We start from the raw sequence: 24,087 nt of genomic DNA on the forward strand, positions 1-24,087 counted from the left end.
CTTGAATTTGATTACCATAGATAACTGGCCTAAACACATTCAGAAATATCTTTTTTTACTAAAAGACGGTTTCTTTCAATTCCCTTATTTATTCAATTCCCCGAAAATAATGCTGGAAAGTTTATTGAAACTTCCTATTACAAAACATTTTCCTGCAAAAAGCCTTGTTACTTTTACAACTCCCTTATGTGATGCCAAGATGTATTACAAAGAATTTGAAGAGGGGTTCTGGCTCATTACGTTCTACATGAACCTGAAAGAAAATATAATGGCATTGTCCGGTTACGATAAGAATAAATACAGTGAGTATTACCTTTTGACTTTTTCGGTTTTTGAATATCAATTTCCATTAAAAGACGGCAATACCCTGCCGTTGTTAAGCACTTGCTGGACTATAAGCAAGCCTAATACTGAAATTTCGAGTTATTTTTATAAAGAAGCAAATGGAAAATTTTTCAGCATAGCAATTACAAAAAAGTGGGCAAAAGATAATTTTTCTTCAAAAAAGTTTAAAGAACGTAAAACGATTCTGAATTTTCTTAACGGCCAGCGCGGCTCTTATACCTGGCTTGATATTTCGCCTAAAGCGCATGAAATTGGCGAAGAGATTTCTCGAATTTTAGAAAGCGAAACCAATTCAGATGCCGATAATTTAAAACTGCAGAAAAAGTCAATGAAACTTATTACGGAGTTTTTTGATAATGCCTTTGTAGACAGCCGTTTTACAGATAATATTTCGCTGACCAATCTGGATTATCTGAATGTTTCTAAAGCAGAAAAAATCATCTTGCAGCATTTGCATCTTCCGTTTATTGGGATCGAGCATATAGCCAAAGAAGTTAATACGTCTCCTACAAAATTAAAGTCCAATTTTAAAGCCGTTTTTGGCTTTTCTATGCTGCAGTATCATAAAGAGAAAAATTTGGTTCTGGCCATGCAGCTCATCTTAAAATCAGATTTTCACATTCAGGAAATTGCAGTAATTACCGGACACGATTCGGCAGGAAGATTTGCTTCAAGTTTCAAAAAAAGATTTGGGAAGCTGCCCTCTGAAGTGCGTCTTTTTGAAGTGTAAAAATTACTTTTTTGCATAAAATAAAACAATTACGACTATTTTAATTTTTTAGAATTATATACCTGATATCAGGTAATTATTTTATTTACAGTTTTTTATAAATGCTTAATTATCAGTTTGTATAAAATTTTTCTTTCAATCCTGCAGCCTCCGAAATATGTCCGAATTGACTATTGACAGCTGTATTTTTACTATACATTTGGCGACGAAAAGAAATCATTAACATTTTCAGAATCAGTAATTCTGTTTGTTAATTCTTAATCTCTTGCTGGTTTTTCAGCTGCTATAAATTTTTACTTAAATGTTTATGCCAGATCCAAAAATAGGATCTGAGCGTACAGGACTTGTTATGCTTATTTTGAATTTTAAATTGTTTTAATATATGGGGAACTTTACTTATTTGAAAATTTTAATGAACAGCAAAAAACGGATGACGAAAGGACTTTCGGTTGGTTTTTTATTGCTGTTGTTAATGGGAACTAAATCTACTGCCCAAGATGCAGCTGGTTTTCAGTCCAATCAGTTTTACAAAGTAATTTCATTCGGCGAAAAAATTGATTTCGGAACTATCGATGAATCTGTAACATGGACCATTGCTAATTCTGCAAAGAATATTCACGCTACAATTCGCGGTAATGAAATTAACAACTATTCATTCCAAGAACCGGGCGAATACGAAATTAATTTTCGCGAAAACAAGAAACACGACGAAGAATGCCATCATCCGGCTTTTGCAGAAAGATTCAAAGTAAAAGTAGAAGCTGTGAGATTGACTTTTGATTTTTCTAAAATCTCATTTTCAGAACAAATTGTAAGAGGAAGAAATTATTCCGATTTAATAATTACTGTTCCTGCAAAAATTACTACAAAAGATAATTCCAATACAAAATTGCCTGCACCAACTATGTCAGTTGCGGGATTAGGGGTTTCATTTACTGTTGAACCAGTAGAAAAAGAGATTGTTATTGGTAATAAAACACAATTATTAAAATATAAACTATCAGGAATCGTCAATCAAGAAACTTATTTGATGTTTGATTTTAATGATTTTAATAATCAGGTTCAGACCTACAATCTTCATCAGGTAATAAAATAATTCAATGAGTATGATAAAAAACTACTTTACTTTAAATAGAGTATTGAATTTACAAAAGACAATTATTTTGTTTTTTGTCTTTTTTGTATTCAGTCAGGTATCAAACGCACAGTGTGCTATTCCTGTTCAGGGATGTTCAGGTACCAATTTATCCAATTTTGGTGCTGATTCTAATAATGATGCTTCATCGATAGAATATGATAACTTTATATCAAGTTTTCATAGTACCATCGTTCGAACTTCAGATGGTTCTCTTCAAGTTTGGGGAGAGAAAGTGGGGAATGATGGAACTACAAATGTAATGTCACCTTTAACAATAAACAAAGCGAATTTTACGGGATTAAATTCTGGAGTTACAGTATTAAAAGCAGCACTTGGGAGTAATTCTACGAATGGTACCCAAGGAATAGTTTTGGCTACAGACGGATTGTATGCATGGGGCACAAGAGGAGCGGTTTTAGCTAATAGCATTGGTACCAGTTCAACATTTCAGAAAATCGCAATAGGTTCAAATGCTAACGGATTACCAACTGGTGTAAATCCCAGTGATGTAAAAATGATGTTTGCAACCTATAAAACGTTAGCTATTACGACATGCAGTGGAGATCTATGGGTAATTTCTCAAACGGCAAGTGTTAGAGGAAATGGAGGTACAGGTGATGCTTTAAATTGGTACAGAGTAACAACTTCAGAGACTGGTAACCCATTTTTGACGAACGTTGTTGTTTGTAGAGGAAGTCTGGATGGCCTTATGGCTTTGAAATCGGATGGTACAGTCTATGTTTGGGGTAGTAATGTATACCTTGGTGATAGTAATCCTGTCATAGCTAGTCAGACTACAGCCGCGCGAATGACACTACCAGGATCTATAACTCCAAAAATGATTGGATCTACATGTAATAGAGACAATCAAAGAAGTTATTATATACTGGCAACTAATAGTAACCTGTATTCGCTAGGATCAAATGTGAGTAAACAATTAGGAGATTGGACTACTAATGAAAGACGATCATGGGTACAGCCAAGGTATACATCCACTACTGGACTAGTTATGGATAATATCAGATGGATCAGTGTACAAGAACATGATACAGAATATGGTGCAATAAATGTAATTAACACTAATTATAATTTATATGCATTTGGGCAGAATGATAATAGATTACTTGGTGGAGGTAGCGCTAACTCTGTAGATCCACTTATGCCAGCTGGTGTAGCTGCTTCTGATAAAATTTTAGCAGTTGAAACAGGCGGACATACTTCGATGATTGTTAAGGCTTGTGAACCAAGATTTGGTTATGTTGGTCATAGAATTAATGGCAGCATGGGGAGTGGACCGACTGCAACTACTGGAACTGAAAATTCTTTTAACTTTGCAACTGCCAATGTACAGATTTGCGGTGCGGAATCAAATCCAGTAATTCAGCCGATTTCATTAGGAGGAGGACCAGATTCTAAATATTGTATTGATGATCCAGTTTTACTAAATCCGACTCCTGCAGGGGGAACATTAACTCTTGTGAGCGGCCCAGGAACTTTGTCAGGTAATACGCTGACTTTTACAGGAGTTGGTACTGTTCAAGTTCGATATACAGTTACTACTTCATGTGGAGGTACAACCGTAACCAACAGAACTTTTGAAGGTGTACTTTGCCCAGCTGATCTTGAGATTACAAAAGTGGCAAATAGTAGCACTCCAAGTGTTGGGAATAATGTTATTTTTACCATTACAGCCAAAAATAATGGTTTGTACAAAGCTACAGGTGTAACTGTAAACGATGTACTTCCTTCTGGTTATACTTTTGTAAGTGCCACTCCTTCTGTAGGAACTTGGACTGCGCCAAACTGGACTGTAGGAAGTCTTGCCAGTGGCGCAAGTGCAACCTTACAGATAACAGGTACGGTGAGAGCAACAGGATCTTATGCAAATACAGCAACAGTTTCTGGAAATAACCCAGACGGTACTGCTGGAAATAATTCGGCAACATCGACGCCTTTAGTTCAAACAAATCTTTCGGTAACAAAAACCGTTGACAATACGACACCAAATGTTGGAAGTGATGTTACTTTTACGATCACAGCTTCTAATGCGGGACCTAGTACTGCAACAGGAGTAACGGTTACCGATAATCTTCCTTCTGGATATACATTTGTAAGTGCCTCACCTTCGACAGGTACATGGGCAGCTCCAGATTGGACTATTGGAAACCTTGCTAATGGAGCAAGCACAACGCTTACAATGGTAGCAAGGGTAAATGCAACAGGTTCGTATGCTAATACAGCATCTATTGCAGGTTCACAAAGTGACCCTACACCAGGAAATAACTCTGGTTCAGCTACACCAACTGTTAACCATTCACCAACTGCAGTAAATGATCCTTATACAGTAAATGAAGATAACACAGTTACATTGACACCGCTAAGCAACGACAGCGATGTAGATGGTAATACGATCAGTTTAGTTTCTATAAACGGAACTACTTTAACAGGTTCTGCACAAAGTATCACAGTTTCAAACGGAACGGTAAACATCTCTGGTTCTGGAGTAATTAGTTTTACCCCAACAGCAAACTTTAATTCAACTACGCCAGTAAGTATTCCTTATATAATTACAGACGGAAGATTAACTGCAACGGCAAATATTTTAATTACTGTTAATGCAGTAAACGATGCGCCGGTTGCAAATAACGATGGTTACACAGTTTTAGAAGGTGGAACATTAACTGTTACAACAGCAGCAGGAATCCTTTCAAATGATACTGATATAGATGGAGACTCTTTAACAGCAGTTTTAGTTTCAGGTCCGGCAAACGGAACGTTGACCTTAAACGCAAATGGATCATTCACTTATGTTCATGATGGAAGCGAGACGATCACAGATAGTTTTACTTATAGAGCTAATGACGGAACGGCAAGCAGTAACATTGCTACTGTAACCATCACGGTTACTCCGGTAAATGATGCTCCGATCGCAGTAAATGATGCTTATACTGTTTTAGAGGGAGGAACACTAACTGTTACAGCAGCAAACAATATTTTGTTAAATGATACGGATGCAGAAGGAAATACACTTACAGCGGTTTTAGTTTCAGGTCCAGCCAACGGAAGTTTAACTTTAAATTCAAATGGGACTTTCACTTACGTTCATAACGGAAGCGAAACGACTACAGACAGTTTTACTTACAGAGCTAATGACGGAACAGCAAGCAGTAACATTGCTACAGTAACCATTACCGTTACTCCGGTAAACGATGCACCGGTTGCAGTAAACGATGCTTATACTGTTTTAGAGGGAGGAACACTCACTGTTACAGCAGCAAACAATATTTTGTTAAACGATACTGATGCTGAGAACAATACTTTAACAGCGGCTTTAGTTTCAGGTCCTTCAAACGGAACATTGACTTTAAACGCGAACGGATCATTCACTTATGTTCATGACGGAAGTGAAACAACGACAGACAGTTTTACTTATAGAGCAAATGACGGCACGGCAAGCAGTAACATCGCTACCGTAACCATTACCGTTACTCCTGTAAATGATGCTCCGAATGCAGTAAATGATGCTTATACTGTTTTAGAGGGAGGAACACTAACTGTTACAGCAGCAAACAATATTTTGTTAAACGATACAGATGCTGAAAACAATACTTTAACAGCAGTTTTAGTTTCAGGTCCAGCCAACGGAACATTGACTTTAAATTCAAATGGTACTTTCACTTACGTTCATGACGGAAGTGAAACAACGACAGACAGTTTTACTTACAGAGCCAATGATGGAACGGCAAGCAGTAACATTGCTACCGTAACCATCACGGTTACTCCAGTAAACGATGCTCCGGTTGCAGTAAATGATGCTTACACCGTTTTAGAGGGAGGAACGCTTACCGTTACAGCAGCAAACAATATTTTGTTAAACGATACTGATGCTGAGAACAATACTTTAACAGCAGTTTTAGTTTCAGGTCCGGCAAACGGAACATTGACTTTAAACGCAAATGGATCATTCACTTATGTTCATGATGGAAATGAAACAACGACAGACAGTTTTACTTACAGAGCGAATGACGGAACAGCAAGCAGTAACATTGCTACAGTAACCATTACAGTTACTCCGGTAAACGATGCGCCGGTTGCAGTAAACGATGCTTATACTGTTTTAGAAGGCGGAACACTAACTGTTACAGCAGCAAACAATATTTTGTTAAACGATACTGATGCTGAGAACAATACTTTAACAGCAGTTTTAGTTTCAGGTCCGGCAAACGGAACATTGACATTAAATTCAAATGGTACTTTCACTTACGTTCATGACGGAAGTGAAACAACGACAGACAGTTTTACTTATAAAGTAAACGACGGAACAATTGACGGAAACACAGCTACAGTAACCATCACGGTTACTCCGGTAAATGATGCTCCGATCGCAGTAAATGACGCTTACACTGTTTTAGAAGGCGGAACACTAACTGTTACAGCAGCAAACAATATTTTGTTAAATGATACTGATGCAGAAGGAAATACACTTACAGCAGTTTTAGTTTCAGGACCATCGAACGGTACATTGACATTAAATTCAAATGGTACTTTCACTTACGTTCATGATGGAAGCGAAACGATCACAGACAGTTTTACTTATAGAGCTAATGACGGAACGGCAAGCAGTAACATTGCTACAGTAACCATTACCGTTACTCCGGTAAACGATGCGCCGGTTGCAGTAAACGATGCTTATACCGTTTTAGAAGGCGGAACACTTACCGTTACAGCAGCAAACAATATTTTGTTAAATGATACGGATGCAGAAGGAAATACACTTACAGCAGTTTTAGTTTCAGGTCCTTCAAACGGAACATTGACTTTAAACGCGAACGGATCATTCACTTATGTTCATGACGGAAGTGAAACGACTACAGACAGTTTTACTTATAAAGTAAACGACGGAACAGTTGACGGCAACACAGCTACCGTAACCATCACGGTTACTCCGGTAAATGATGCGCCTGTTGCAGTAAATGATGCTTATACTGTTTTAGAAGGCGGGACATTAAATGTTGTAACAGCGTCAGGAGTTCTTTCAAATGACACAGATGCTGAGAACAATACTTTAACAGCAGTTTTAGTTTCAGGTCCTTCAAACGGAACATTGACTTTAAACGCGAACGGATCATTCACTTATGTTCATGATGGAAGCGAAACGACTACCGACAGTTTTACTTATAAAGTAAACGACGGAACAATTGATGGGAACACAGCTACTGTAACCATCACGGTTACTCCGGTAAATGATGCACCTGTTGCAAACAATGATGCTTATACCGTTTTAGAAGGCGGAACACTAACTGTTACAGCAGCAAACAATATTTTGTTAAATGATACGGATGCAGAAGGAAATACACTTACAGCCGTTTTAGTTTTAGGTCCAGCCAACGGAACTTTAACTTTAAATTCTGATGGTACTTTTACTTACGTTCATAACGGAAGCGAAACAACGACAGACAGTTTTACTTATAGAGCTAATGACGGAACGGCAAGCAGTAACATTGCTACAGTAACCATTACCGTTACTCCGGTAAACGATGCGCCGGTTGCAGTAAACGATGCTTATACCGTTTTAGAAGGCGGGACATTAAATGTTGTAACAGCGTCAGGAGTTCTTTCAAACGACACAGATGCTGAGAATAATACTTTAACAGCGGTTTTAGTTTCAGGTCCTTCAAACGGAACTTTGACTTTAAACGCAAATGGATCATTTACTTATGTTCATGACGGAAGTGAAACTTCTACAGACAGTTTTACTTATAAAGTAAACGACGGAACAGTTGACGGAAATACTGCTACAGTAACCATCACGGTTACTCCGGTAAACGATGCGCCTGTTGCGAATAATGATGCTTATACTGTTTTAGAAGGCGGGACATTAAATGTTGTAACAGCGTCAGGAGTTCTTTCAAACGACACAGATGCTGAGAATAATACTTTAACAGCGGTTTTAGTTTCAGGTCCGGCAAACGGAACTTTGACCTTAAACGCAAATGGTACTTTTACTTACGTTCATGATGGAACCGAAACGACTACAGACAGTTTTACTTATAAAGTAAACGACGGTACAATTGACGGCAACACAGCTACCGTAACTATCACGGTTACTCCGGTAAATGATGCACCTGTTGCAAACAATGATGCTTATACTGTTTTAGAAGGCGGCACATTAAATGTTACAGCAGCGTCAGGAGTTCTTTCAAACGACACAGATGCAGAGAATAATACTTTAACAGCAGTTTTAGTTTTAGGACCAGCAAACGGAACGTTGACTTTAAACTCGAACGGCTCATTCACTTACGTTCATGATGGAAGCGAAACAATCACAGACAGTTTTACTTATAAAGTAAACGACGGAACAGTTGACGGAAACACAGCTACAGTAACCATCACGGTTACTCCGGTAAACGATGCGCCTGTTGCAAATAATGACGCTTACACTGTTTTAGAAGGCGGCACATTAAATGTTACAGCAGTGTCAGGAGTTCTTTCAAACGACACAGATGCTGAGAATAATACTTTAACAGCAGTTTTAGTTTCAGGTCCAGCCAACGGAACATTGACTTTAAACGCGAACGGATCATTCACTTATGTTCATGATGGAAGCGAAACCACAACCGACAGTTTTACTTATAAAGTAAACGACGGAACAATTGACGGAAATACTGCTACCGTAACCATCACGGTTACTCCGGTAAATGATGCGCCTGTTGCAGTAAATGATGCTTATACTGTTTTAGAAGGCGGGACATTAAATGTTGCAACAGCGTCAGGGGTTCTTTCAAATGACACAGATGCTGAGAATAATACTTTAACAGCGGTTTTAGTTTCAGGTCCGGCAAACGGAACGTTGACTTTAAACGCAAACGGATCATTCACTTATGTTCATGACGGAAGCGAGACTACTACAGACAGTTTTACTTATAAAGTAAACGACGGAACAGTTGACGGAAACACTGCCACAGTAACCATTACCGTTACTCCGGTAAATGATGCTCCGGTCGCAGTAAATGATGCTTATACTGTTTTAGAAGGCGGGACATTAAATGTTGCAACAGCGTCAGGGGTTCTTTCAAATGACACAGATGCTGAGAATAATACTTTAACAGCGGTTTTAGTTTCAGGTCCTTCAAACGGAATATTGACTTTAAACGCGAACGGATCATTCACTTATGTTCATGATGGAAGCGAAACTTCTACAGACAGTTTTACTTATAAAGTAAACGACGGAACAGTTGACGGAAATACTGCTACAGTAACCATCACGGTTACTCCGGTAAACGATGCACCAGTTGCAAACAATGATGCTTATACTGTTTTAGAAGGCGGCACATTAAATGTTTCAGCAGCAAACAATATTTTGTTAAACGATACTGATGCTGAGAACAATACTTTAACAGCAGTTTTAGTTTCAGGTCCTTCAAACGGAACTTTGACTTTAAACGCAAATGGATCATTTACTTATGTTCATGATGGAAGCGAAACGACTACAGACAGTTTTACTTACAGAGCAAATGACGGAACGGCAAGCAGTAACACAGCCACGGTAACCATCACGGTTACTCCGGTAAACGATGCGCCTGTTGCAAACAATGATGCTTACACTGTTTTAGAAGGCGGAACGCTTACCGTTACAGCAGCAAACAATATTTTGTTAAATGATACGGATGCAGAAGGAAATACACTTACAGCAGTTTTAGTTTCAGGTCCGGCAAACGGAACTTTAACTTTAAACGCAAATGGATCATTCACTTACGTTCATGACGGAAGCGAAACGATCACAGACAGTTTTACTTATAAAGTAAACGACGGCACAGTTGACGGAAACACAGCTACAGTAAGCATCACGGTTACTCCAGTAAACGATGCGCCGGTTGCAGTAAATGATGCTTATACTGTTTTAGAAGGCGGGACGTTAAATGTTATAGCAGCGTCAGGAGTTCTTTCAAATGATACAGATGCTGAGAATAATACTTTAACAGCGGTTTTAGTTTCAGGTCCTTCAAACGGAACATTGACTTTAAACGCGAACGGATCATTCACTTATGTTCATGACGGAAGTGAAACAACGACAGACAGTTTTACTTATAAAGTAAACGACGGAACAATTGACGGAAACACAGCTACCGTAACCATTACCGTTACTCCAGTAAATGATGCTCCGATCGCAGTAAACGATGCTTACACTGTTTTAGAAGGCGGGACGTTAAATGTTATAGCAGCGTCAGGAGTTCTTTCAAATGATACAGATGCTGAGAACAATACTTTAACAGCAGTTTTAGTCTCAGGTCCTTCAAACGGAACTTTGACTTTAAACGCAAATGGCTCATTCACTTATGTTCATGACGGAAGTGAAACAACGACAGACAGTTTTACTTATAAAGTAAACGACGGAACAGTTGACGGTAACACAGCCACGGTAACCATTACCGTTACTCCAGTAAATGATGCGCCTGTTGCAGTAAACGATGCTTACACTGTTTTAGAAGGCGGCACATTAAATGTTACAGCAGCTTCAGGAGTTCTTTTAAATGATACTGATGCTGAGAACAATACTTTAACAGCAGTTTTAGTTTCAGGACCATCGAACGGTACATTGACATTAAACGCAAATGGATCATTCACTTACGTTCATGATGGAAGCGAAACAATCACAGACAGTTTTACTTATAAAGTAAATGATGGAACAGTTGACGGAAACACTGCCACAGTAACCATTACCGTTACTCCGGTAAATGATGCACCTGTTGCAAACAATGATACGAACGCAAGTATCCCATCAACAGCAAATGCGACTTCAATCAATGCGCTTACGGCGACAGATGTTGACGGAACAATTGCAAGTTATACTATCGTAACACTTCCAGCACACGGAACTTTAGCCTTAAACGGAACAGCAGTAACAGTGAATCAAATCTTGACACCTGCTGAAGCTGGACAATTAACTTATGATCCAAGCGGTTCATTCACAGGAAATGATTCATTTACTTTTAAAGCGACTGATGATTTAGGATTAGATTCTGCACCAGCAGCAATTACAATTGTAGTTGGAAATAATGCACCAACAGCAAATGATGATACTAATACTGGTATTCCATCAAGTGCAGCGGCAACAGCAATCAATGCTTTAACAGCAACTGATACAGACGGAACAGTTGTTAATTATATTGTACTAACATTACCTTCTCACGGAGTTTTAGCATTAGCTGGAAATCCAATAGCGGTGAACCAAATCCTGACTCCAACAGAAGCAGGAATGCTGACTTACGATCCAAGCGGGGCGTTTTCAGGAAACGATTCGTTTACTTTTACAGCAACAGATAATAATGGAGCTGTAGATGCGACGCCAGCAACAATAACAATCCCGGTTGTTAAAAGAGCGCTTGTTGCACTAAAAGACGAAATAGGATCAGTTGTTGGGATTAATGAAGTGGTTAAAGTAGTCAATGTTTTAAACAACGATACATTAGACAACAATCCGTTAGTAATTTCAGATGTTAATTTGAATGTGACAACTCCAGATCCAAATAATGTAATAACACTGCAGCCAGACGGAACAGTAGAATTGATTCCTAACGCGCCGGCAGGAACCTACACTTTAACGTATGAAATCTGCGAAAAAGCCAATTCAGGAAACTGTACTACTGCAAGCGTATCCGTTACAGTAGTGGCTCCAACCATGACGATCAATGCAGAAAGTTATTGTTCTAATAATGCTGCTTATGTTGCATACAGCGTAAAGGCAGACAACTTTACACCAACAACTTTAGTAACAATCAATTGGATTGACAGTGCTAATAGAGTAGTGGCAACACAAACCAACATGCCGTTAAGCGGTAACGTATTATGGCCGGGAACAATAGTTGACGGAAACAATCGTCCGACAGATTGGCCAGGTTGGGTATTAACAAACGGACAATGGTCAGAAGGTGCCGATGGATTTGAATTGACAAGACCAGCAGTAACCATGCAGTTTACCTTAAATCCGACACAATCGGTAACGGTAAATTATCCAGCAGCGGCTTCGGGTTGTAATGCAAAACCTCAATTCGGAATCGAAGCAGGAAATGATGATGATATTGCAAGAGCAGACGGAATCAACGGTTCATTAGAAGTAATCAATGTTTTAGACAATGATAAATTAAATGGTGTTCCGGTTCATCCAGAAGATGTTATTCTAACAGGAAACAATTTCCCTGCAGGAATCTCTTTAAATACCGACGGAACGATTGATGTTGCGCCAGGAACAAAAGGAGGAAGCCATACTTTGACGTATCAGATCTGCGAAAAAGCAAACAGCAACAACTGCAGCACCGCAACAGTTGAGATTTTTGTTGAAGTACCAGCAATTTCATTAATCATGAAAGTAACTTCTGATGACAATAACCGAAATGGTGCAGTAGAAGCAGGAGAGACTCTGACTTACACTTTCACGGTAACAAATACAGGAAACGTAGATCTTCAAAACATCACAATTTCTGATCTTTTACCAGGAGTTATTCTGCATGGAGGACCAATTAATTTAGCAGTGGGAGCAACTGACAGTACAACATTTACGGCAACGTACACGCTTACACAAGCAGATATTAATGCAGGAATGGTCAGCAGTCAGTCAACTGTTACAGCGATTTCGCAAAGCGGTATTACTGTAGACGACAAATCAGATTCAGAGAATGCAGGAGGAGATAATCCGACGGTAATCGAATTTAACGGCTGCGACATTAAAATCTTTAACGCAATCTCTCTAAACGGAGACAATATGAACGAGAGATTTTACATCCGCGGTATCGAATGTTATCCAGACAACACCGTTCAGATTTTTAACCGCTGGGGAGTTCTGGTTTTTGAGAGAGAGCATTACAACAACAATGATGTAGTTTTCAAAGGATACTCAGAAGGAAGAACAACCGTAAAAGAATCAAACGGACTGCCGGAAGGAACCTATTATTATATTTTGAGATATAAAGACAATCAATCTAAGCCTCGACAAGAAGCTGGATATTTATACTTGACTAAATAATATTTCCCTACTAATAAAAATGGCTTAGCCATAGGTTAAGCCATTATTTTAAAACTATAAAAATGAAAAAATTAGCTTTAGTTTTATTGTTTTGTTCTGCAGTAGGTTTCGCCCAGCAGGATGCACAGTTTACACAATATATGTACAATACCATTAACATAAACCCTGCTTATGCCGGTTCTCGTGGCGTAATGAGTGTTTTTGGATTGTATCGTACACAATGGGTAGGACTGGATGGAGCTCCCGAAACAAGCACCATATCAGTAAACACGCCTTTAAATAATAAAAACATCGGATTGGGTTTGTCATTAGTAAATGATAAAATCGGTCCTACAACAGAGAACAATATCTCGGCAGATTTCTCTTATTCTATTCAAACATCGGCAGCAGCAAAACTGTCTTTTGGTATCAAAGGATCGGCCAATATTTTTAACCTCGATCCTAATAAACTGACACCAGAACATCAGGGAGATCCGCAGTTTTCAGACTTTAGAAACAAATTTACACCCAACGTTGGAGCTGGAGTTTACTGGCATTCAGACAAAGGATATGTTGGTTTGTCGGTTCCTAATTTCATTCAGACCAATCGTTATGACGATAATGATACCGCTATTTACAAAGAGCTTATCAATTATTATTTGATCGCGGGTTATGTATTCAATTTGGATCGTTACGAAATGATTCAGTTCAAACCAGCAGTTTTAGCCAAAATGGTAGACGGTTCACCGCTTCAGGTAGATGTTTCTGCGAATTTCTTGTTTAACGAAAAATTTACTGCGGGAATTTCTTATAGATGGAGTGCAGCTCTAAGTGCAATGGCTGGTTTTCAAGTTAGCAAAAGCATGTATATCGGATATGCTTATGACCGCGAAACCACCAAATTGAACAATTACAATTCAGGTTCGCACGAGATCTTTCTGCGTTTTGAGTTCCTGAACAATTACAACCGAATAACATCACCAAGATTCTTCTAATTATGAATTTTAAAAAAATACTATATACGATTTTTTTGTCTTTCTTCTTTTTTAGCGGAATAGCACAAAAAGCCCTTCTCAAAAAAGCAGAGAAAGAATACAATAATTACGCTTACGCGGATGCTATTGCGATTTACGAAAAGCTGGCTTCTAAAGGTTATGAAGACGAAAAAATGTTTCAGAGGCTGGGAAATGCTTATTACTTCAATGCCGAATTAATTCAAGCAGCCGGCTGGTACCAAAAGCTTTTTGCAGTAAATGCGCAGCAGACACCAGAGTACTATTACAGATATGCACAGTCGCTGAAAACATTGGGCGACTACAAAAAGGCAGATCAAATGCTGGGTGAATTCAATAAAAAAGCAGCGTCAGACAGCAGAGCTATTTTGTTTGAAAACAACAAAAATTACTTAGAACAAATCAAACTGAATTCTGGACGATTTGAAATTACTTCTTCGAACCTGAATTCTGAAAATTCAGACTTTGGAAGCGCATTTTTAGGGACTAATTTAGTTTTTAGTTCAGCAAGACAAATTGGAAAAAAAGAAGGCAAAACCTTTAAATGGACCAACAAATGGTTTACCAATTTGTACATCGCCGAAATCAAACCCGATGGAAATGCTAAAACAATTAAACTTTTAAACAACGAAATCAATTCGAAGTTTAACGAGTCGACACCTGTTTTTACCAAAGACGGAAAAACAATGTACTTTACCCGAAACAACTTTTTGGACGGAAAAAGAGGAAAAGACCAAAAAAACATTACGCTTTTAAAACTATACAAAGCAGAACTTGTTGACGGAAAATGGGCCAATATTAAAGAACTTCCTTTTAACAGCGACAGTTACAGTACCGCGCATCCAGCGTTGAGTGTAGACGAAAAGAAATTGTATTTTGCCTCAGACATGCCGGGAACTTTAGGCGAGTCCGATTTGTTCAGCGTTGCGATTAATGGCGACGGAAGTTTCGGAAAACCAGAAAATCTAGGAAAAGGCATTAATACCGAAGGAAGAGAAACTTTCCCTTTTATTTCGGGTGACAACGAATTGTATTTTGCAACCGACGGACGTCCGGGATTGGGCGGATTGGATATTTTTGTATCTAAAATTCTAGACGACGGCACATTTGACCAAGTACAGAATATCGGTGAACCCGTAAATACCAAATACGACGATTTCGCTTTTATCATTGACAATGCCAGCCGTAAAGGTTATTTTTCGTCCAACAAAAAAGGAGGTTCAGGAAATGATGATATTTACAAATTTACAGAAACCAAAAAGTTAGTCTGCGAAAGAACCCTTACAGGAACAATCTTAGACAGCAAAGCCAATGAAGCCATAGAAGGCGCCAAAGTAACCTTGCTCGACGAAAACAAACAACCTTTGGGAGAAGTAGTAACAGGAGCAGACGGAACGTATAGTTTTAAAGTAAACTGCAGCAAAAACTATTTTGTTAAAGTAGAAAGAAAACAATATCCGACAAAAGAAAGCCCAGCAGCGATTGCCTACGGATTGGATAATAAATTGGATTTTGTTTTAGAAAAAGAAAAGATTGCTCTTATTGCCACGCTTCCAATTCAAGAAGTAAAGAAAATTAAAATCGGAACCGATTTAGGAAAACTGCTGAACATTTCGATGATTTATTTTGATTTAGGAAAATGGAACATTACCGATGCTGCAGCCGTAGAATTACAGAAAATTCTAGAAGCGATGCAGGAATATCCGAAAATGAGAATCGATATCCGTTCGCATACCGACAGCCGTTCATCAGCCAAATCAAATTTAGTTTTATCAGACAAAAGAGCCAAATCGATTATGTCATGGCTGATCGAAAAAGGTATTGCAGCCGACAGACTAAGAGGAAAAGGTTACGGCGAAAGCAAATTGCTGAACAAATGTAAAGACGGCGTAAAATGCTCAGAAGAAGAACATCTTCGAAACAGACGAAGCGAGTTCTTAATTATCTCGATGTAACAAATTAATGAGTTCGCGTAATAAATTACGACACGCATTTAGCAGATTAGTTATTACGAAAACGCGGATAAAAACAGATTTTATTAGATACTATTTTTAAATCCGTATCATTTGTGTTTTGCGAATCTGTTTTAGGAGCGTACTAATTTACACCTAGCGAGTTAACATTAAAATTTAAAATAAAGATTAGAAGAAATCATAATTCTAATCTAACAATCCCCCAAAAGCCTTCAGGATCAATTTTTGACTCTTGGAGGTTTTTGTTTTTTTGGAGGTTTGGGATTAATGAAAATTCTAAAATTTAAATAATTCTATATAATCTACTTGAAGTGCATCACAGACTTTTTCAAGAGTTGAAAGCGTTGCATTTGAATTTCCTTTTTCAAGTCTAGACATATTACTTTTCTCAAAACTGCATTTTAAAGCTAGTTCGCGTTGCGAAATATTCTTTTCTGTTCTTATTTCAAGAATTCGTTTTCCTACTTTTTGTTGTATAGTTTCCTTCATTTTGAATTATCTTTTATGATAATTCAAATTTTGTTATATATTTGCAAATAAAGGTTATCATATATGATAACTAGTAAAATTGATTAAAATTAAACTCATGGAAACACTACAAAAAGAAACAGTAGCAGAATTATTAGAATTAATGAACAGAGTAAATTATTTCGAAACTTTAAAACCTAATAACGATTCGTTTGCCGCAACGCTCAAAATATCTTCTTACGCTGAATTGCAGGTTATGATTTCGGCTTTACTAAAAGGCAGCATCACCCTGTTACAAACCGAAACTTCTGGAAAAGCTTTTCCCGATGCCATGGTTTTAGTCGAAATGGCTTTACAGCTTCTTCCGAACGATGAAATGGAGTTGTTGGATGTGGTTCGTAGGGTGGGTTTAAATTCTTAATATTATTTAATTTTAAAGGATTTACTGCCGTGTATGATTGAACATTTTAGTATACTATCCTTTAGATTTATTTATAATGAGTTTGTAGTTTACAGACTCTTTTTTTTTGTTTTATAAAATTGTTCTTAAAAGCGTATTTTTTGTAATACTTTACGGTTTTCCTCTTTTCCCTTCCGTTTATATTCGATATTTTAGCACATTATAAATATCAGATTAATCAAACAATAATTGCTTAATGGCAGCCGAACAAAAACAAAAATTAGAACAACAACTTTGGAACATCGCAAACACGCTTCGCGGGAAAATGGATGCCGATGATTTTAGAGATTATATATTAGGTTTTATCTTCTACAAGTATCTGAGTACCAAAATGGATTTGTATGCAAATACCATTTTAAAACCAGATGGTTTGACTTTTCAGGAAGTTGAAAATCATCCTCAAAAAGAAATGTATTTAGAAGAAATTAAACAATTGTCGATTGACAAACTTGGATTTTTCCTAGAACCATCTGAATTGTTTTCTGAAATCACGAAGAGAGGAAATGCAGGCGGGAAGAATAATTTCATTTTAGGAGATTTATCAAAAGTACTTACCCATATTGAGCAAAGTACAATGGGTACCGAAAGTGAAGAAGATTTTGGAAACCTGTTTTCGGATTTAGACTTAACTTCTCATAAATTAGGAAAATCAGAAAATGATAAAAATGAGCTTATTGTAAAAGTATTGGCGCATCTCGATGAAATCGATTTTGATTTAGAAAATTCTGATAGCGATGTTTTGGGTGATGCCTACGAATATTTGATTGGTAAGTTTGCCAGTGGTGCAGGAAAAAAAGCTGGAGAGTTTTATACGCCTCAACAAGTAAGCAGTATTTTGGCGCAATTAGTTACAGTAGGAAAAGACAAACTGAAAAGTGTTTACGATCCTACTTGCGGATCTGGTTCCTTATTACTTCGTGTAGCTAAAGAAGTAAAAACGGTAAGTGAATTTTACGGACAGGAAATGAATCCTACAACGTACAATTTATGTCGTATGAACATGATAATGCACGATGTACATTACAAACGTTTTGATATAAAAAATGAAGATACTTTAGAGCGTCCGCAACATTATGATAAACGTTTTGAAGCAATTGTTGCCAATCCTCCTTTTTCTGCAAAATGGAGTGCAAGTCCTTTGTTTATGAGTGATGATCGTTTTTCTGCTTATGGAAAACTAGCACCAAGCAGTAAAGCCGATTTTGCTTTTGTACAACATATGGTGCATCAATTGGATGATAACGGAACAATGGCAATAGTTTTACCTCATGGAGTTTTATTTCGTGGCGCAGCCGAAGGACATATCCGAGAATATTTGATTAAAGAAAAAAATTATCTCGATGCTGTAATTGGTTTACCAGCCAATATTTTTTACGGGACTTCTATTCCAACTTGTATTTTGGTTTTGAAGAAAAAAAGAGAAAGCCCAAATGATATTTTGTTTATTGATGCCAGCCAGAATTTTGAGAAAGTAAAAACTCAAAATGAATTACGTAAGGAAGATGTTGATAAAATTATTGATACTTATGCAAAGCGTAAAAACGAAGTTAAATACAGTCATATTGCACTTTTAAGCGAAGTAGTAACTAATGATTATAACTTAAATATTCCTCGTTATGTTGATACTTTTGAAGAAGAAGATGCTGTAGATTTAAAAGCGATCACGACAGAATTACGCGAATTAGAATTATTGGGTAAAAATACTGATGCTACGATCGCAGATTTTTGTGCAGAATTAGGAATTGAAACACCATTTTAATGATTAGTAGTATTTTAAATATAGAAAAGGGGAAAGCGGTGATTCCTAAATTAAGGTTTCCACAGTTTGAAAATTTTTGGAAAGAAGCAAAATTAGGGGAACTTGGCTCTTTTAAAGGAGGAGGAACTCCATCCACTTCGAATGAAAATTATTGGAAAGGTAGTATTCCTTGGATTTCAAGTTCAGACATTTTAGATAATGATTTGCATAATATAAATATTTATAGATTTATAACTGATGTTGCGCTTAATGAAAGCGCGGTAAAAATTATACCGAGAAAAAGCATTTTATTAGTTTCCAGAGTTGGTGTAGGTAAGATTGCTATTAATGAATTTCCATTATGTACAAGTCAGGATTTTAGTAATTTCACACCCTTCAATGATGAAAGTTATTATATAGGTTACTATTTAATGGCTAAGAAGAATATTTTATTAAATTTTTCACAAGGCACATCTATAAAAGGATTCACCACAAGTGATCTTAAAACGGTTATAATAAATATCCCAAGCCTACTTGAACAACAAAAAATAGCTTCTTTTTTAAGTGCTGTTGATGAAAAAATCCAACAACTTTCTCGTAAAAAAGAATTGTTAGAAGAATACAAAAAAGGCGTAATGCAACAATTGTTTTCTGGTAAATTACGATTTAAAGATGAAAATGGAGAGGATTATCCGGATTGGGAGGAGAAAAAATTTGGTGATATCTATACATTTTATACAACAAATTCTCTTTCCAGAGAAAATTTAAATTATGATTATGGTATAGTTAGAAATATACATTATGGTGATATTCACACTAAATTTAAAACTCTTTTTGATATTAATAAAGAGTTAGTTCCTTTTATTAATTCAAGTTTTGATATTTCTAAAATAAAAGATGAATGTTATTGTCAAGAAGGAGATTTGGTTATAGCCGATGCATCAGAAGATTATGCAGATATTGGCAAATCAATTGAAATAGTAAATCTTCAAGGAGAAAAAATAGTCGGAGGTCTTCATACATATCTGGCAAGGCCTAACAAGAAAAAAATGCATATCGGTTTTTCAGGATATATAGTTCGTTCTCCCGATTTTAGAAAACAAATAATGACAATTGCTCAAGGAAGCAAGGTTTTAAGTATTTCAACAGGAAGAATTGGTATGGTGAAAATGAAAATACCAGTAGAAGCAGAGCAAGAAAAAATTACCATTTTTTTATCGACTATTGATGTCAAAATAGAAAATTTAATTCAACAGATAAATAAAACACAAAACTTTAAAAAAGGTTTGTTGCAACAAATGTTCATATGAGTGAAGAAAGAGAATTAATAACAGTGCAAGGACTTAAAAATTTAAATTTCGTCCAAAAAAAATTTGGTGACCATACTTATTTTGAAAAAGGCACATTTTTTTTAACATACGGTTTGAATGATTGGTCATACGGATGGAAATTTGACGGATTAGCAATTAGAGAGCTTTCTCAAATTAAATACATTGATGAAATTGATAAAGTGATTAATTTTAAAAATTAAATGAGACATGAATTGAAAGCTAAATAAAATTGCTTGATCTAACCTAGTCTGAATTATAATAAATAATGAAAATTTTAGGCTATTCAGAACGGGGTATAATTAATTCTTTGATATTCTCAATTGGCGAGGATAAAACGCTAATGCGTGAGTTTATAAAATTAATTAAAATACCAGAAATTGAAGAGTCAAGAGATAGTATTACTGATTATACTATTTTCTTAGAACAATCTTTTTCTCGTTTTGGAGATTCAGATTTGGTCATTATTCTTGAATATGAAAATCCAGAACATAAAAAAGTACTTTTTATAGAAGGCAAAGTAAAAACTTCTCAAAGTAAAAAATGGGATTTAGAAAATCAGTTTAAAAAATTTGAAAGAGAAGAAAAATATATAGGTTCTTCGTCTAATTTGTTTTTTCAGCTTTATCTAAAAAAATTATTATTTGACAATTGCAATGAAGGAGATTTTGCTTTAGGAATTGAGGAACCAAGATTTAAAGAGAATCGTAAAATTGGAAACAATAAAGTTGTACTCAAAGCAATCAGTTTAGTGAGAGAGTGCCAAGAAGCATATTACATAGGACTTATTCCTTCGAATGAGGAAGATGTTACAACTTTTTCGGGCAAAACAGATTTTAAAATTCACTTTCTTTCTTGGTTTCACGTGCATGAATTTTGTAAAAAAGAAGAAAGATTAAAAAAGGTAATTGAAATTTTTGATTACAACGAGGGGCAGATTTATTAGTATTAGAATTAAACTGAAAATATGAGTCATCAATCTGAAGCAGCATTAGAAAAAAACTTAATCAAGCAATTAGTAGGTTTAAATTATTCGTCTGTAAAAATTCAAGACGGAGAATCTTTGGTTTCTAACTTAAAAAGTCAGCTCGAACTTTTTAACGAGACCACTTTTACAGCCAAAGAATTTGACGCGATTTTAAATCATTTAGCCAAAGGAAATGTTTTTGAAAAAGCCAAAACACTTCGTGATCGTTTTCAATTAGACAAAGAAGACGGAACTTCTTTTTATGTGCAGTTTTTTAACTCAGAAGATAGTACTCAGAATTTATTTCAGGTTGCGAATCAAATCAGTCTTGAAGGAAGTTACAAAAACCGTTTTGATGTAACACTTTTAATTAATGGTCTGCCTTTGGTGCAAATAGAATTAAAACGTTCTGGAACTGAGATGAAAGAGGCTTTTAACCAAATCAATCGTTACGATCGACATTCTTTTTGGAGCAATCATGGGTTGTTTCAATATGTACAATTATTTGTAATAAGTAATGGCGGAAATACCAAATATTTAGCCAATAACAAATTACAATCGGTTAAACAAACTTTCTTTTGGGCAGATGCTAATAATAAAAATATAACTGAATTAGATGAGTTTGCAGATGCGTTTTTAAATCCTAAACATTTAGGAAATATAATAGCACATTATATTGTACTAAACGAAACCCATAAAATAATGATGGTGTTACGTCCGTATCAATATTTTGCCACAGAAGCAATTATTCATCAGGTTAAAAATTCTAATGACAATGCCTATATCTGGCATACTACAGGTTCAGGAAAAACTTTGACTTCTTTTAAAGCAAGCCAAATTTTAATGGAATTGCCAGAAGTTTATAAAGTTGTTTTTGTTGTAGATCGAAAAGATTTGGATTATCAGACAATGAACGAGTTCAACGCTTTTAAAAAAGACAGTGTTGATGTTACTGACAATACACAATCTCTAATTAGACAATTAACAGATAATACAAAATTAGTATTAACGACGATTCAGAAATTGAATAATGCCGTTTCAGAAAAAGCAAAAGGCGCTATAGAATCTTTAAGACATAAAAAAATAGTTTTCATTTTTGATGAATGTCATCGTTCTCAGTTTGGAGATACACATGACAGAATTACTAAATTCTTTGAGAAAAGTCAATTAATTGGTTTTACAGGAACACCAATATTTGCAGAGAACGCTTCAAAAAACGATTATGGAAAAAGAACTACCAAAGATTTGTTTGGTAACTGTCTGCATAAATATGTAATTACAGATGCGATTCGAGATCAAAATGTATTACGTTTTGGAATTGAATATGTCGGGAAATACAAAAATAAAAGCAACACTTTCATAGATATTGAAGTCGAAGATATTGACAAACAAGAAGTCTTTGATTCTAAAAAACGAATCAATAAAATTGTTGATTATATCATTGCGTATCACAATCAAAAAACTTTTAATAAAGATTACTCTGCACTTTTAGCTGTAAGCAGTATTGACAATTTAATTAAGTATTACGATTTATTTCAGGAAAAGAAAGAAGCTGGAGAACACGATTTGAGAATTGCCACCATTTTTACCTATGGTACTAATGAAGATTCAGACGAAGCTCAGGATTTTCTTCCTGGTGATGAAGTAGATTTTGATGTTTTGGCAGAACCAGAAATTCAATACGAATCGAGTCATAGCAGAGATAAACTAGAAAAATACATCGGACATTATAACGCGATGTACGGAACAAGTTTTACAAATAAAGACAGTAAATCATTTGAAAAATACTTTCAAAACATAAGTAAACGATTAAAAAATCGTGAAAAAGAGAACTTTAACGATGAACAAGATCGTCTGGATATTGTGATTGTAGTCAATATGATGCTCACAGGTTTTGATGCTAAAAAAGTAAATACACTTTATGTAGATAAGAACTTGAAACAACATGGCTTAATTCAAGCTTTCTCCAGAACCAACAGAATACTTGGCGAACAAAAATCACAAGGAAATATTTTAGCGTTTAGAAACCTTAAAAAAGCCACAGATGATGCGATAACTTTATTTTCTAATAAAGAGGCAATTGAAGTTGTCACAATGCCATCATACGAAGATATCGCCAAAAAGTTTGAAGAAGCATTAAAATTTTTACGAAAGATTACACCAACTTATCAAAGTGTAAATGATTTAGAAAGCGAAGAAGATGAAGCAGCGTTTGTACGAGCTTTTAGAAAATTAATGCGCGCAATGAATGTATTGCAATCTTATACAGACTTTAATTGGGATGATGTACTAATTGATGAACAAGAATATAACGACTACAAAGGCAAATATTTAGACTTATATCAAAAAGTCAAGCAAGACAATGCAAAACATAAAACCTCTATTCTAGATGATATTGATTTTGAATTAGAATTAATACACAGAGATAGAATTAATGTTGCTTATATCTTAAAATTATTAGTGCAATTGAAGAAAGCTAAAACTCCAAATGCGGCAGATGCTAAAAGAAAAGCTATTATTGATTTATTAGGAGGTGATATAACTTTAAGAAGTAAAAAACTGCTTATTCAAAAATTTATAGATGAGAATATGCCTCATATAAAAGACGGTGATTTAATCGAAGATGAATTTGAGAAATTCTGGCACGATCAAAAAGTTTTAGCGTTAGCAAAGTTATGCGATGAAGAGCATTTGGATAAATTACAATTCAAAGCTTTAATAGATGCTTATATATATAGCGGGAGAGAACCTATAAAAGATGAAGTTTTTCAATGTTTAGACAATAGACCAAGTATTCTTCAAGCACGTGCAATTGGAGACCGAATTATTACAAAAATGAAGGAGTTTGTTGAGGTTTTTGTTAAGGGGATGATTGCTTAGAATAATCTAGTTAAATTACTTTCTATAACAATGAAAATATTTAGATAA

12 protein-coding genes are annotated in these 24,087 nt (G+C 35.9%); 11 read left to right on the forward strand and 1 reads right to left on the reverse strand.

All coding sequences use genetic code 11. The features are described 5' to 3' along the window. Positions 1–7: 7 nt before the first annotated feature. From C4F50_RS00295 to C4F50_RS00315, 5 genes are all read left to right on the forward strand, one after another. Positions 8–1,075: a helix-turn-helix domain-containing protein gene (locus C4F50_RS00295; RefSeq protein ID WP_193844445.1), complete on the forward strand. Its 1,068-nt coding sequence runs from the start codon at positions 8–10 to the stop codon at positions 1,073–1,075. A gap of 412 nt (positions 1,076–1,487) precedes the next feature. Further along, positions 1,488–2,171 carry a hypothetical protein gene (locus C4F50_RS00300; RefSeq protein WP_193844446.1) on the forward strand — a complete coding sequence of 228 codons (684 nt, stop codon included), beginning with the start codon at positions 1,488–1,490 and terminating at the stop codon, positions 2,169–2,171. A gap of 10 nt (positions 2,172–2,181) precedes the next feature. After that, on the forward strand, positions 2,182–13,233 hold the full coding sequence (locus C4F50_RS00305) for a cadherin-like domain-containing protein (RefSeq protein WP_193844447.1): 11,052 nt from the start codon (positions 2,182–2,184) through the stop codon (positions 13,231–13,233). A gap of 62 nt (positions 13,234–13,295) precedes the next feature. Beyond that, positions 13,296–14,207 (forward strand): PorP/SprF family type IX secretion system membrane protein, encoded by a 912-nt coding sequence (locus tag C4F50_RS00310; protein WP_193844448.1) that lies wholly within the window; start codon positions 13,296–13,298, stop codon positions 14,205–14,207. Positions 14,208–14,209: 2 nt separating this feature from the next. Further along, on the forward strand, positions 14,210–16,180 hold the full coding sequence (locus C4F50_RS00315; protein ID WP_193844449.1) for an OmpA family protein: 1,971 nt from the start codon (positions 14,210–14,212) through the stop codon (positions 16,178–16,180). A gap of 294 nt (positions 16,181–16,474) precedes the next feature. Here C4F50_RS00315 and C4F50_RS00320 read toward each other — a convergent pair whose 3' ends face one another. Next, on the reverse strand, positions 16,475–16,687 hold the full coding sequence (locus tag C4F50_RS00320; protein ID WP_193844450.1) for a helix-turn-helix domain-containing protein: 213 nt from the start codon (positions 16,685–16,687) through the stop codon (positions 16,475–16,477). Between the two features lie 97 nt (positions 16,688–16,784). On the opposite strand from C4F50_RS00320, the gene C4F50_RS00325 reads away from it, so the two are divergent. The 6 genes from C4F50_RS00325 (at position 16,785) to C4F50_RS00350 (ending at position 24,039) form a co-directional block, all read left to right on the forward strand. Next, positions 16,785–17,087: a hypothetical protein gene (locus C4F50_RS00325; protein ID WP_193844451.1), complete on the forward strand. Its 303-nt coding sequence runs from the start codon at positions 16,785–16,787 to the stop codon at positions 17,085–17,087. A 235-nt stretch (positions 17,088–17,322) separates the two neighbouring features. Further along, positions 17,323–18,885 (forward strand): type I restriction-modification system subunit M, encoded by a 1,563-nt coding sequence (locus C4F50_RS00330; RefSeq protein ID WP_193844452.1) that lies wholly within the window; start codon positions 17,323–17,325, stop codon positions 18,883–18,885. Continuing rightward, positions 18,885–20,174 (forward strand): restriction endonuclease subunit S, encoded by a 1,290-nt coding sequence (locus C4F50_RS00335; protein WP_193844453.1) that lies wholly within the window; start codon positions 18,885–18,887, stop codon positions 20,172–20,174. Before C4F50_RS00330 ends, C4F50_RS00335 begins: the two co-directional genes overlap by 1 nt. After that, complete coding sequence (locus C4F50_RS00340) at positions 20,171–20,395, forward strand: hypothetical protein (protein ID WP_193844454.1); 225 nt, start codon at positions 20,171–20,173, stop codon at positions 20,393–20,395. Before C4F50_RS00335 ends, C4F50_RS00340 begins: the two co-directional genes overlap by 4 nt. Before the next feature lie 140 nt (positions 20,396–20,535). Then, positions 20,536–21,138, forward strand: coding sequence for a hypothetical protein (locus C4F50_RS00345; protein WP_193844455.1), 603 nt, complete (start codon positions 20,536–20,538; stop codon positions 21,136–21,138). 21 nt (positions 21,139–21,159) lie between these two features. After that, on the forward strand, positions 21,160–24,039 hold the full coding sequence (locus tag C4F50_RS00350; RefSeq protein ID WP_193844456.1) for a type I restriction endonuclease subunit R: 2,880 nt from the start codon (positions 21,160–21,162) through the stop codon (positions 24,037–24,039). Positions 24,040–24,087 lie beyond the last annotated feature (48 nt).

The sequence above is a fragment of the Flavobacterium hungaricum genome (genome assembly GCF_015182285.1).
Classification (GTDB): Bacteria; Bacteroidota; Bacteroidia; order Flavobacteriales; family Flavobacteriaceae; genus Flavobacterium; species Flavobacterium hungaricum.